Genomic DNA, 12,972 nt, shown 5'->3' with positions numbered 1-12,972 from the left:
ATTAATAATGTAAATATTTATGAATAGGGATACCCAAGATTGCCGAGCGCGGCAATCCGGGCAGATCAATAAGGCGGGCTATAATCTTGACGGTTTAGCATCGATAGCGATTTCATCGCCAGGGCGCAGACCGCTCAATACCTCAACCTGGTCGCCAATAACACGGCCAAGACGCACATAACGACGCACCAGCTGCTGGCGCTCTACCACTAAGACCATATCGAGCTGGCCATAGCTGTACACATACTGCGGCGAGATCATCACAGCTTCATGCTGAGGCAAAGGCAGCTGCAATTGAGCGTAGAGACCGGGTAGCAACTGGGCGTTTTGAGGTGCAGCCAAACGCACCAGCAGCGAGCGCGAGGCGCTGTCGGCGGCAGGCACGATTTCCACTAGCTCACTAGCCTGACTAACACCCAAGGCTGGGATCTCCACCTGGCGCATATCGCCCAATTTCAGGTTTACCGCCTGACGTTCACGCACCGCAAATTCCAGCTGTAACTGCTGCGGATTATAGATGGCCAACAAGTCGCGACCCGGCGTGGCTGTGTCGCCCGGCTCGGCAAAACGCTCTACCACACGCCCGGAAATGGGCGCGGTAATGGTGGCATAACCCAGGGCAATTTGTGCCTGTTGCTGGCGTTGCTGCGCCTGCTGCAAACTGGCGGATAAATTATCATGATTAGCGGTGGCCGCATCTATATCGCTTTGCGAAATTAACCCCTGAACAAACAGCTCCTTAGCGCGCTTAAGCTGCTTTTGCGCCTGGGTAAAGGAAGCCTGCAGTGCCTGCACCTGAGCCTTGGCCTGCTGCAACTGAGTGGTTAGTTCCTGCTCGTCGAGGCGGATCAACACCTGGCCCTGCTCCACCCTATCGCCGGCACGCACGGTAATTTGCTCAATTTGCGCCATCACCCGTGCCGCTACCTTGGTATTTTGCTGGGCAATCACCTGCCCGGGCACCGCCTCATAAGCGACCACTGGCTCGCTGCCAACGCGCTGGGTTTGCCCGCTATAGGGCGCAGGCGCCTGTTTGGTGCCCGGCGCCAGATGCTGATCCAGCACCCCGGAAAACCAAACAATGGCAGCGACTAAGAAGCCAACTACAAGGACAATCACTAACTTAGGCTGCATGGGTGTGCTCCTTTTCAGCAAAAACCAGGTAGTACACTAGCGGCACCACCAAGAGGGTGAATAAAGTTGAGGCAATAATGCCAAAAATTATGGCAATGGCGAGACCGCTAAACACGGGGTCGAAAACAATCACTATATTGCCCAGCAAGGTAGTGCCCGCGGTCAATAACACAGGGCGCATACGCACCCGACCGGCGGTCACCAAGGCCTCCTTAATAGCCATGCCCTGGGCCCGCGCCTGGTTAATAAACTCAACCAAAATGAGCGAGTTACGCACCACAATCCCTGCCAGGGCTATCATTCCTATCATGGCCGTGGCGGTAAATAACACCGGCTCAGGGGCACCGGCCACCTGGCGCTCACCAAACTGATTAAGCAGCCAGAAGCCGGGCATAATGCCGATCACAGTCAAAGGGATGGCCGACATGATGATCAGGGATAAGCTCATGGAGCGGGTTTGCACACGCAGCAGCACCAAAATGGCGGCCAGAGCAAAGGCAAAGGCGATGCCCATATCACGGAATACATCTATGGTGATGCGCCACTCGCCTTCCCCGCTAAAGGAGACATCAACGCCCGGGGGCAACTGCCAGGCTGCACTGCCGCCTGGGTTAAAGAAACTACGTTGCTGCCAAGAAACTATCTCCACATCTTCAGCGTCGCGGTCGGCACTGATATCGGCGATCACTTCCGCCGGGGTACGCCCATTGAGCTCGGCGGTGACATAAATCACCCGATTTAAATCCTTGCGCATAATGGCCTGTGGGCGCGGTTCAAGATGGAACTCGCCCACCTCGGATAGAGGGACCAGGGGTTGCGGCGCACTGACCAGGCCAAGATCGTTACTGGTCTGGCTAATTTGTCTTTGCCCTTTCACCTGCAAGGCCAATAAATGCGCCTGATCACGCTCGGCATAGGGAAGCGAAACGCGAATAGGCAGCATTTTGGCTTCTTCGCTCACATACAGGGCGCCCACTTCCTTACCTTGCACCGCCACAGATAAGGCATCGACCACATCTGAGGTACTCAAGGCAGACAACGCCGCCTTGGTTTTGTCGGTAACAAAACGCAGTTGTTGTTGCTGGCGCTCCAAGGTGCTATCTACCTCCACTACATGAGGCTCCTGACGCAAACGCTGGGCAATTAACTCGGCGCCAAAACGATGTTGTTGCTCACTCACAAAGGGTTCGGCATAAACTTCGGCAACCAGGGTACTAAGCACTGGCGGCCCGGGCGGCACTTCAATCACCTTGATGCTGATGCCGTTATTGGCAAGCGACGCCAGCTGCTGGCGCAAACGTAATACCACGGCATGGGACTGATGCTGACGCTCGCGTTTATCGCGCAACAAAATGCGCAATTCACCCAGATGCTCACCATCACGGCGATAATAACCCCGCACCATGCCATTAAAGTCCATGCTTGATGGCTGGCCGACATAGGCGGCTATGGTTTGCACCTCGTTCAACTGCCAGCTTAGCGCTTGCGCCTTGCTCAGCAGGGCTGCGGTATCTTCCAGCGAAGTGCCTTCGGGCATATCCACTAATACCTGTACTTCGCTCTTATTATCGTAGGGCAATAACTTTAGCGGCACCGCGCGTAACAGCGGCAAGCAGGCACTAAATACAAACAAGGCCAACACCACCAACAGCATCAGCTTGGCGCGACTGGGGCGCAGTAAAAAGTAGTCCAGCATTCGGGTATAGAGGTTAGTGGCCTGGGCTTGTTCGGCCACCTCATCACCCTTGGGCTTAAGAATTTTCATCGCCAGCCAAGGGGTTACAAAAAACGCGACTAATGTAGAAAGCGCCACACTGATAGGCACGTTAAAGGCCATGGGGGCCATATAAGGCCCCATCATCCCGGTTATAAAGGCCAAGGGGAAAAAGGCCACCATAATGGTCAGGGTCGACATCAACAAGGGGGTGCGGATCTCCGCCATGGCCGCAACGATCCTATCCTGCACACTGCCTTTATGGCTAAAGTAACGGCTAATATTGTCTATGCCGGTGATCGGGTCGTCCACCAACAAACCCAGGGCCAAGATCAAAGCAAACAGGGTCACTCGATTAATGGTATAGCCAAAGGCCCAGTCAAAACTCAGGGTCAGGCCATAACAAATGGGCAGGGCCAAGGCGATCACTATGGCCGGGCGCCAACCGAGGAACACACCGATAAAGAGCACGACCGTGACTATGGCAAATACCAGACTGGCGCCCAGGTTATTGACCTTTTCATCGGCGGTTTGGCCGTAATCACGCAACGTTACTACCTTAACCTCGGGCGGTAACAACTCGTCTTGCAGCTGTTGCATTTGCGCATGAACATCGCGAGCCACAGCCACCGCATTGGCACCGGCCTGTTTCGCCACGCTCAGGGTAACCATGGGCAGTTGGGGCTGACCATCCTGGGTTTGCAGCCATTGATAATGCTGCGCCTCACCGGGGCCATCGATTATGCTGGCAACGCTGTCGAGGCGTACCGCCTGACCATTCACCACATTGACCACTAGGGACTCAAGCTGCTCCAGTGAGCGCAAGGCATCACCACCTTGTACTTGCAGGCGCCAGTGTCCCTGAGCATCTTTGACCTTACCCACATCCCGCAACTGGTTAGCCACGCTTAGGGCATAAAGCACATCCGAAATCGTCGTTTTATGGGCATTAAGGGCGGCGCTGTCGAGATAGATATTGGCCGTGCGAGTCCGCCCAGCGATCACCTTAACCTCGCTGGTGTCTTCGAGGCGTTGCAATCGGGTTGCCAGCTCCTGCGCCATACGTGTCAGTTGATAATCATCGTATAACTGCGGCGCCGTGCTGTATAAACCCAGCATAACGATGGCCACATCATCCACTTCTATGGGTTTAATTTGCCATTGGCGTACTACCGTCGGCATGGTGTCCTGATAGGCATAAAGCTTGGCATAGGTGTCGATCAGCGCCTGCTCGCGGGAATGACCGACCTCAAAGCGCAAGGTACTGACCAGCCCCCCGTTTTGGGTGGCCGAGTAAATATGCTCGACGCCCTTGATCTGCGCCAATAGCTTTTCCAGCTCCACTGTCACCAGGCGCTCAACCTCTGGGGCTTCTATATCACCAACATCAACCAGAATATCGAACATGGGCACAACAATTTGCGGCTCTTCTTCGCGGGGCGTTTGCTGCAGTGCAAAGGCACCTGCCACCAAGGCGATAATAAAGATAAACAAGGGCAGTGGTCCACCCAGGCTGGCCCTCACCCCCCTATCTAACCAAGTCACGGCCTACTCCTCACAAAACAGCGTGTACAAGGTATTGAGCACGGCCCGTACCTGGTCGTTGCACAAACTGTAGTAAATGGTCTGACTCTCACGGCGAGTGCTCACTATGTTTTCCTGCCTTAGCACCGCCAAATGTTGCGACAAAGCGGACTGGCTTAAGGGCACGCTTTCATTAAGCTGAGAAACACTGAGCTCGCCTTGTTGCAGGCAGCAAAGAATCATCAGCCGATTTTTATTGGCCAGCAGTTTTAATAAGGCTTGAGCCTGCTCGGCATTGTCTGCCATTTTCATCAGGTCCACGAGTTCCCCCGGTTAAGCTAGAGAATTGAAGTATGCAAATCAGTATAGAAGCTAACATTAGTAAAGTCTAATATTAACTATTGCTAAATTAGATTTTACTAATATAATTAAATTGAACAAATTACCAACAAGGGGCTTACCATGAAAATACCCGCCGCACTCAGATTGATCGCTGGCATCATGATTTTATTGTCGCTATTGTTAACTTATCTGGTCAGCCCTATGTGGCTGTGGTTTACCGCGTTTATCGCCGTTAACCTGATCCAATCGGCGTTTTCCGGCTGGTGTCCAATGATGGTCTTACTACGCAAATTAGGCATGGAGGAATAATATGCTCACCCCAATCCCAGACTTACTAAAAACCATAGTTCCCAAGCAGCGCCGTATTGATGCGCAACAAGCCAGGGCGGAGCTAGCCGAGAACCACGGCCTGTTAATTGATGTTCGTGAGCCTGCCGAGCACGCCACCAAGGCGGCCACCGGCGCCATTAATATTCCTCGCGGCGTGCTGGAAATGAAGCTGATGGAAATAGAAAAAGACGCCAGCCGTCCTATCTATCTGCACTGTGCCAGTAATGCCCGCGCCACCTTGGCTGCCGAGCAGCTCACTCGCGTTGGCTATGAAAATGTCACTGTGATCAGCTGTAAGGCCGAGGAGGTATGTAGCGTCTTCTAGTTGACCTGCTTGTCACCGAACAGTAACACTGGTCGGATAAGCTCTGCATCTTAAAAAAATAACAGGTACAAACCAATGCAGTTTACTCGTAGACGTTTTTTAAAAGCTTCGGCAGCGGGATTTGGCGCTGCCGTTTTATCTCTTGGCCTAAGCGGCTGTGTACTCGACAGTGACAACGACGAAGAGCAGATTAATGTTAGCTTCGACCACGGCGTAGCCAGCGGCGATCCCCTTAACGATAGCCTGATCATCTGGACTCGTGTTACCCCCAAAGACCCAAGCGTTACCCGCGTAAAAGTACAGTGGCAAGCGGCCACAGACGCCAATTTTGAATCCCTGGTGCATGATGGCCAAACCGAGGTGAGTGCGGACACCGACTTTACCCTTAAGGTCGATTTACAAGGCCTGGATGCCAACACCACCTACTATTATCGCTTTATTTCCTACGGTGTAACCTCGGCCACAGGCAAGGGTAAAACCCTGCCCGTCGGCGACATAGATCAGGTTAAGCTGGCGGTACTTTCTTGCGCCAACTACCCGGCCGGTTATTTCCATGTGTATGGCGAAGTCGCCAAGCAGGAAGACTTGGATGCCATCCTACATCTGGGTGATTACATCTATGAATATGGCGCTGGCGGCTATGCCACTGAAGACGCCGCAGCCCTAGGCCGCGAACTTGCCAGCGATAATAACGAAGAAATTATTACCCTGGACGACTACCGTAAACGTTACGCCCTGTATCGCCAGGATGCGGATCTGCAAGCGGCGCACGGCCACTGCGCCTTTATCGCCGTATGGGATGACCACGAGATCAGCAATGATACCTGGCACAGTGGCGCTGAAAATCATGATGGCTCGGAAGGCCCGTTTGACGAGCGCAAAATGCAGGCACTGCGCGCCTATTTTGAATGGATGCCAATCCGCAACGTCGCCGACAAAGAAAAAATCTATCGCCGCTTCGACTTCGGTAACCTGGTTTCCTTGTACATGCTCGATACCCGAGTATTGGCACGTGATGAACAACTTAGCTATAACGACTTTGACCTCACCACGGCCGCCGGCCAGTACGACTTTGCCAGCGCCATTGGCGCCCCAAGCAGAACCTTATTAGGTGGCGAGCAGCTGACCTGGTTAACCGATGGCATCCAAACCTCAAGCCAGCAATGGCAGGTTTTAGGCCAGCAGGTGTTAATGACCAAGATGCACCTGCCCGCTGAGGTGATGATGTTATTGGCCTCGGTGCAAAGCATCCTGGCTCAAGGTGGCGACACCTCACCACTGCTGGCACAGGCCAACATATTATTTGCCGAGCTGGCACAAATTAAAGGCCGTATCTTAGCTGGCGACCCTAGCGTTAGCGATGCCGAACGCGCTCGTGTAGAAACCGTATTGCCTTATAACCTGGATGCCTGGGATGGCTATGCCTATGAAAGGGAAGTGATTTTAGGTACTGCCTTGGCAACACAGAAGAACCTGGTGGTATTGGCCGGTGATACCCACAACGGCTGGGCCGGACAGCTGCGCACCGACGCTGCCAACCCCATCGCCGGTGATCAGGCCGCTGGAGTCGAGTTTGCTACCGCCTCGGTTTCATCACCGGGCATGGAAGAGTATTTGTCATTGAATACGCAAGACCCACAGACCATAGCGCAAATGGAACAGGTTATTGCCCTGCTGGTTGATGATCTGAGCTATACCAACCTGGTAAACCGTGGCTTTATGACAGTGACCTTCAGTGCCGCTGCGGCGCAGGCCCAATGGCATTATGTTGATACCATCAAGGCGCGCGCCTATAAGGTGATCAGCGAGCGTGGCCAACAGCTGCAGATGCTGGCCGGCAAGCCACAGTTGCAGCCTCTGGGCTAAGCCTTCGGCTCTTGCTCAAGACGCGCTAAACGCGCGTCTATGCGCTCCACCGCATCGACCAGGCGTTGCATAAGCGCCTGGTCATCTTGCTCAGTGCTACCTTGGGCAGCGCTTTGCCCACTTTTGTGATTACCTTGCTGCTCTGCTGCTCTTTCTTTTTGCGTTAAAATCGCTTCACGAAACAGGTGCGCATCCACCACTCCAAGCAGAGATACTAGGGCACCCGGGCCAGACTGTCCGGCGGTTTCAAAACTTAAGCGATATAAACCAAATACCCGCATCAGCGGGCCTTGCGTCATCGCCACATCGGTAATTTTATCAAGGGGAATGGACTTTTCTTCGCGCACCCAGATACCACGCTTCACCACCAGCTTCTTTTCACTCAAGGTCGCCGACATGGCTGCCAAAATGCGCCCACCCAGCCACCAGACCAAAACGGCGACAATGGGCAGCAAAACGATGCCAAACAAGGTGATACTGGCCACCAGCAACCAAATGGTCAGCCAGTATTGCTTAACCTTGGGGTCAAACTGGGCAGTGTTTAAAATCGTTTCGCTACTCACCGTCAAACTCCAAACGGTAATCGAATTCGTAATGGTGCACACCCTGGTCGATACGAATACGCATCTCCCCAATCAGACCACACAATTCGCCGCTGGCGGAGTCCGGCACTACTTCCAGAACGAGCCTGTCCTGGCCCTGATTCATGGTGCCAAAGTGCTGCAACACAAAGCTGCCTTTTTTACCATCCAGGGTGCCGGTAACCTGCTCGATGGCAACGTAGCCGGCAGAGCCTTGCACCACAGTCATGGCGCTCAACATCTCCCCCTGACTAATGCCATGGAGATCACCACTAAAGGTTTTGTCTATGGACATGCGCCCAAGGTTAATGCCATCGACGCCGGTAGCATAGGCATCCTGAGGGTTAAGTTTCACAGTAAAGGTGCCAATCGCGTTCATAAGTAAACCTGTTAATGATTGTTTTATGTTTAATAAACAGACCCTATTTTTATATAAAAAAAGCTCACAGTTCAATCTAAGCTTTTAGCTCCTCGCTCTGATACACTCAAACGGATAATTCAATCTGGAACTCCCATGGCTGCACCCAATTCCAAAAAATCCAATAACGAAACATCCATTAATGAAACATCCCTTAATGAGAAAAGTGCGCTGCGTCACTTACGACCTATTTTCCGCTTTCTTTTACCCTACAAATGGGTAGTAGCCGCTGCGCTATTTGCCCTAGTGCTCACCGCAGGTATTAACCTTTCCCTGGGTCAGGGTTTAAAACAGGTGATAGACCAAGGTTTTATCGCCGGTTCCATGGCACAGCTGCGCGGCTCGGTCATCTTGTTGATCAGCTTGATTGCATTGATGGCGGTGGGGATCTTTTGCCGCTTTTATCTGATGTCCTGGCTTGGCGAGCGGGTCAGCAGCGATATTCGTAAGGCGGTGTTTGCCCGCATTCTCGCCCTGCACCCCAGTTATTTTGAAGAAAATCGCAGCGGCGAGATCATGTCACGCCTAACCACGGACACCACCTTGCTGCAAAGCATAGTCGGCTCCTCCTTATCCATGGCGCTGCGCAGCACCCTGATGCTGATAGGTGGCGTCATTATGCTCTTTATCACCAATGTGAAACTCACCATGATAGTGCTGCTTTGCGTACCCATGGTGCTGCTGCCCATGAAGCTTTTTGGCCGTCGGGTGCGCACTTTGGCCAGCAGCTCACAGGATGCCATTGCCGATATCAGCACCTATGCCGGTGAGGTGATGCAAAATATTAAAACCGTGCACAGCTTTAATCGCCAAAGTACCGAGCTGGCCGCCTTTGACGGCGAGGTCGACAAGGCCTTCGCGGTGGCTAAAAAACGCATTATGCAGCGCTCTTTTCTTATCGCATTTGTGATCTTTATCAGCTTTTCCGGCATCAGCTTTATGCTCTACAGCGGCGGTGTCGATGTGCTTAGCGGGAAGATGTCCGGCGGCGAGCTGGCCGCCTTTGTGTTTTACGCCATAGTTGTGGCCATGGCGGTAGGTACGGTGGCGGAAATCTATGGTGAGCTGCAAAGAGCCGCAGGCGCGGCCAAACGCCTGATTGAATTACTGGAAGTGCAAAGCGAGATTCTTGACCCAGCACAGGCACAAAGCCTAGATACTCAGGCTCAAGCCGATGTTATCGAATTTACAGACGTCAGTTTTCATTATCCTTCCAGGCCACAGCAAAGCGCCCTATCTGCCTTTAATTTACAGATCTCCCAGGGCGAAACTGTCGCCATAGTTGGCCCTTCCGGCGCCGGTAAAAGCACCTTGTTTGAGCTGCTGCAACGCTTCTATGATGTCAGTGCTGGCAGCATTCGCCTGCATGGCGTGGATATCCGCGAGCTGAGCTTGCATGATATTCGCGAACAAATGGCCATGGTGGCCCAGCACCCTGTGCTGTTCAGCGCCGATGTGTATCACAATATCGCCTATGGTAAGGAAGGAGCTACCCAAGACGAAGTGAGCGCCGCTGCCAGGCAGGCCTATGCCGATGAGTTTATCGAGCAGTTACCCGATGGCTACCACAGCTTTTTAGGAGAGCGTGGGGTGCGTTTATCCGGCGGGCAAAAACAACGTATTGCTATTGCCAGGGCCATACTCAAGGATCCAGAAATTCTATTACTTGACGAAGCTACCAGCGCCCTTGATGCGCAAAGTGAACACCATGTGCAGGCGGCATTAACCGAACTGATGAAGTCGCGTACGACACTGATCATCGCCCATCGCTTAAGTACCGTGATGCACGCCGATCGAATTGTGGTAATGGATAAGGGGAAGGTGGTTGCCAACGGCGATCATGCTAGCTTAATGCAACAATCGCCGCTGTATCGCAAGCTTTGTGAGCTGCAGTTTAATCAGCCCAGCGCTTCCGTTTAGTTTTGTACGTTAGGTACGATTTGAATTTCTACGCGACGGTTTAGAGCGCGGCCATTGGCCGTGCTGTTGTCGGCGATAGGACGACTTTCACCGTAACCCTGAGTGCTGATACGCGCCGCCAGGATCTGGCTGTTTACTAAGTAGTTTTTCACACTTAGGGCACGCTGCTCAGAGAGGTTTTGGTTGTATTCGCTGCTACCCGTGCTGTCGGTATGACCTTGTACGCTTAGGTAGGTTTTCTCGTACTTGTTCATCACGCTGGCAATGGCATTCAGGGTGTCATGGAAACCACTTGAGATATACGACTGCTCGGTAGCAAAGGTAATGTTTGACGGCATTACCAGGCGGATGTTGTCGCCTTCACGTACTACTTCAACGCCAGAACCGGCTAGCTCATCACGAAACGCCTGCTCTTGGTTATCCATGTAGTTACCTACCGCGGCACCTGCCAGGGCACCGATAGCAGCACCGATGAAAATACGCTTATCATCATGATCGCCTGTGGCTTTACCTAATACCGCACCTACACCGGCACCTATACCTGCGCCTTTTTGCGTATTGGTTGCCTGACAGCCCGTTAATAACAATGCCACTGAGGTTAGTGCCACAACAGGAGTCAAAGTGTTTAGTCGTTTAGTCATGATTCGTTTTCCTATTATTTGTCCTATTGTAAGATGGTAGCAGATTTGCATGAACTTACGGTTAAAATGGAGCCAGCAAAAATAGTTTATTGCACTAATTTCAATGGTCTTATTGTGATGAATGGCCTTGGATCGGCGGCAGTGCATAGGGCTTAACCAGCTCAGTTAGCTGACCCTGTTCAGCAATCTCCTGATAGCGGGAGGTAATTTTATTTGCCAAGGGCGTCTTGGCAAAATCGCGACTGTAGGCCATATATCCAAATATCGAATCGCGGTACTGATAAGGCTGCTTAACCAGCTGATACACGGGCTGCCGCAAGATGCTCATGGCATGCTCGGCGGTCTCTTCAACCCCAATAAACAAATCCACTCGGCCCTTTAGCAGCATCTGCAGCGCCACCTGCTCAGAGGTTACCGGCACCTTGATAAGATCTAAGTCTTTATCGAAACGGGCAAAGTGCGCCGCTCCGCGCATCACTGCAATACGCTTGCCGTAAAGATCTTCATAGCCAGTGATTTCCATGCCGCTATCGCGGAGGGAATAAAAACGAAAGGATGAGTGCAGTGCCATATAAGCGGGAGTAACAAAAGTCAGCTCCTGTTCGCGCTGCTTAGTACGAATGAGGCCGCCCATAATATCGACCTCGCTTTGCTCCAGCATATGCACACAGCGCGAAAAGGGACAAGGCACCACCTTAAGCTCAAGACCAAGCTCATCGGCGATGGGAGTAAGAATATCTAGTAAGAGGCCTTTAGCCTCTGGGCCATGGGTAAAACTATAAGGAGGCGCGTGATCTATAGCGACGGTAATGGTACTGGCTTGCACAGCTGCCATGGGAAGAAAGAACAATAATATTAGTGGCACCCAAACCCCTGTTCGCATCTTCATTACAACCTCAATGTTATTGCAACCAAATAGAACACCTCTATAGTGTCACATAATCTACACAAGCTCTAAGTATAATGAAACTATGAAATTGTTATCCATCTTCTACCAGTTCTTCTTGCTTGGTTGCACTAGCTTTGGTGGCCCGGCGGCGCACCTGGGTTACTTTCAACGTCACTTTGTGGAAAATAAAAAGTGGCTGACTCAGCAGCAATACGGGCATTTTATTTCCCTTAGTCAATTGCTTCCCGGACCGGGCAGCTCGCAGGTGGGCTTTGCCATAGGCGTAGAGCGCGCCGGATTAGCCGGAGGCGTAGCCGCCTTTATCGGTTTTACTTTGCCCTCCATGTTGATCATGCTGCTGCTGGCATTAGGGGCACAACAGCTGCCTTGGGCCACAGCTGGACTTATCACCGGACTTAAACTGTTCGCCGTGGTGATTGTCGCCGATGCGGTATTGAACATGAGTAAAAGCTTCTGTCGCAGCTGGCATACCCGGGCGTTGGCGTTACTCAGTGCTGGAGCCTTGATATTCATACCCAGCCTGTATACTCAACTGGCTATCTTGGCACTGGCGGCTATCTGGGGAGCATGGCAACTGCAACCCTTTAAGGATGAAGGCACAAGGCAAGACGCAGACAAAGCAAGCACTGGCCTTAGCAAGCTGCCGCTGCTACTTTTTGCCCTGCTGTTTATCCTGAGTTTCGCCGCTACGGGTGAGTTGTGGCAGCTCAGCGCCCAGTTTTATCAGGCGGGCTCTTTAGTATTTGGCGGCGGACATGTGGTCTTGCCCTTACTCGATACCATATTGACCGATGTGGATGCCGATAGCTTTTTAACCGGTTATGCGGCGGCGCAGGCTATCCCCGGCCCCATGTTTACCTTTGCGACTTATCTCGGTGCTGTCTTAGCGCCTGCAACCCCCTTGTTGGGTGCCTTAATTGCCACCTTGGCCATTTTTCTACCCGGCTTCTTACTGGTGCTTGGCTGTGCCCGCCATTGGCAAGCGCTGATGAGCAACCCAATGCTGGCCGGTGTTAGCACAGCCATCAATGCTACTGTGGTTGGCTTTATTTTGGCGGCGCTCTATAACCCCATCATTCCCGCCGGTTTAACTCAGAGGTGGTACCTTGTTTTTATTGTCTTGGGATGGTGGTGGTTGCAGCGCTTTAAGCCACCTGTATTGATGCTGATTGCCGTCTTTGCGGCGCTAGGGCTATTGCTGGAACAATTGCCTTATTAACCAGATAAACTGTAAAGCAAAAGCCCGGCAAGCCGGGCTTTTTAGATG

General features: G+C 52.4%; 12 protein-coding genes. 5 read left to right on the top strand and 7 right to left on the bottom strand.

Going from position 1 to position 12,972, the window contains the following annotated elements; translation table 11 throughout:
* Positions 1–78 precede the first annotated feature (78 nt).
* The 3 genes from WCN91_RS11880 to WCN91_RS11870 are packed head-to-tail and all read right to left on the bottom strand — an operon-like array spanning position 79 to position 4,684.
* Positions 79–1,134 (bottom strand): efflux RND transporter periplasmic adaptor subunit, encoded by a 1,056-nt coding sequence (locus WCN91_RS11880; protein ID WP_342679317.1) that lies wholly within the window; start codon positions 1,132–1,134, stop codon positions 79–81.
* On the bottom strand, positions 1,124–4,393 hold the full coding sequence (locus WCN91_RS11875) for an efflux RND transporter permease subunit (protein ID WP_342679315.1): 3,270 nt from the start codon (positions 4,391–4,393) through the stop codon (positions 1,124–1,126). Before WCN91_RS11875 ends, WCN91_RS11880 begins: the two co-directional genes overlap by 11 nt.
* A 3-nt stretch (positions 4,394–4,396) precedes the next feature.
* Positions 4,397–4,684 carry an ArsR/SmtB family transcription factor gene (locus WCN91_RS11870; protein ID WP_233997945.1) on the bottom strand — a complete coding sequence of 96 codons (288 nt, stop codon included), beginning with the start codon at positions 4,682–4,684 and terminating at the stop codon, positions 4,397–4,399.
* Between the two features lie 150 nt (positions 4,685–4,834).
* On the opposite strand from WCN91_RS11870, the gene WCN91_RS11865 reads away from it, so the two are divergent.
* From WCN91_RS11865 to WCN91_RS11855, 3 genes are all read left to right on the top strand, one after another.
* A complete protein-coding gene (locus WCN91_RS11865; protein WP_342679313.1) occupies positions 4,835–5,023 on the top strand; it encodes a YgaP family membrane protein in 189 nt (62 codons plus the stop codon).
* A gap of 1 nt (position 5,024) precedes the next feature.
* A complete protein-coding gene (locus WCN91_RS11860) occupies positions 5,025–5,369 on the top strand; it encodes a rhodanese-like domain-containing protein (RefSeq protein WP_342679311.1) in 345 nt (114 codons plus the stop codon).
* A 75-nt stretch (positions 5,370–5,444) separates the two neighbouring features.
* The gene (locus tag WCN91_RS11855; protein WP_342679309.1) at positions 5,445–7,235 is read left to right on the top strand and encodes an alkaline phosphatase D family protein; all 1,791 of its coding nucleotides are present in this window, start codon (positions 5,445–5,447) and stop codon (positions 7,233–7,235) included.
* Here WCN91_RS11855 and WCN91_RS11850 read toward each other — a convergent pair.
* Positions 7,232–7,798: a PH domain-containing protein gene (locus WCN91_RS11850; RefSeq protein WP_342679308.1), complete on the bottom strand. Its 567-nt coding sequence runs from the start codon at positions 7,796–7,798 to the stop codon at positions 7,232–7,234. The genes WCN91_RS11855 and WCN91_RS11850 overlap by 4 nt on opposite strands.
* The gene (locus tag WCN91_RS11845) at positions 7,791–8,195 is read right to left on the bottom strand and encodes a DUF3224 domain-containing protein (protein WP_342679306.1); all 405 of its coding nucleotides are present in this window, start codon (positions 8,193–8,195) and stop codon (positions 7,791–7,793) included. The genes WCN91_RS11850 and WCN91_RS11845 overlap by 8 nt, the downstream gene beginning before the upstream one ends.
* Before the next feature lie 135 nt (positions 8,196–8,330).
* Between WCN91_RS11845 and WCN91_RS11840 the strand changes: the two genes are divergently transcribed.
* Complete coding sequence (locus WCN91_RS11840; RefSeq protein ID WP_342679305.1) at positions 8,331–10,154, top strand: ABC transporter transmembrane domain-containing protein; 1,824 nt, start codon at positions 8,331–8,333, stop codon at positions 10,152–10,154.
* Here the strand turns inward: WCN91_RS11840 and WCN91_RS11835 are convergent.
* Both WCN91_RS11835 and WCN91_RS11830 read right to left on the bottom strand, forming a co-directional pair.
* Positions 10,151–10,795 carry a YiaD family glycine zipper/OmpA-like lipoprotein gene (locus WCN91_RS11835; RefSeq protein ID WP_342679302.1) on the bottom strand — a complete coding sequence of 215 codons (645 nt, stop codon included), beginning with the start codon at positions 10,793–10,795 and terminating at the stop codon, positions 10,151–10,153. The genes WCN91_RS11840 and WCN91_RS11835 overlap by 4 nt on opposite strands.
* 109 nt (positions 10,796–10,904) lie before the next feature.
* Positions 10,905–11,660: a substrate-binding periplasmic protein gene (locus tag WCN91_RS11830; RefSeq protein ID WP_342679300.1), complete on the bottom strand. Its 756-nt coding sequence runs from the start codon at positions 11,658–11,660 to the stop codon at positions 10,905–10,907.
* 106 nt (positions 11,661–11,766) lie between these two features.
* Between WCN91_RS11830 and chrA the strand changes: the two genes are divergently transcribed.
* Positions 11,767–12,924 carry a chromate efflux transporter gene (gene chrA / locus WCN91_RS11825; protein ID WP_342679298.1) on the top strand — a complete coding sequence of 386 codons (1,158 nt, stop codon included), beginning with the start codon at positions 11,767–11,769 and terminating at the stop codon, positions 12,922–12,924.
* The last annotated feature ends 48 nt before the right edge of the window (positions 12,925–12,972 follow it).

Origin of the sequence: Pseudoalteromonas qingdaonensis (assembly GCF_038739665.1) — a bacterium.
Taxonomy (GTDB): domain Bacteria; phylum Pseudomonadota; class Gammaproteobacteria; order Enterobacterales; family Alteromonadaceae; genus Pseudoalteromonas; species Pseudoalteromonas qingdaonensis.
The sequence above is the reverse complement of the archived record's forward strand: the minus strand, read 5'-3'. Positions and strand labels throughout refer to the sequence as shown.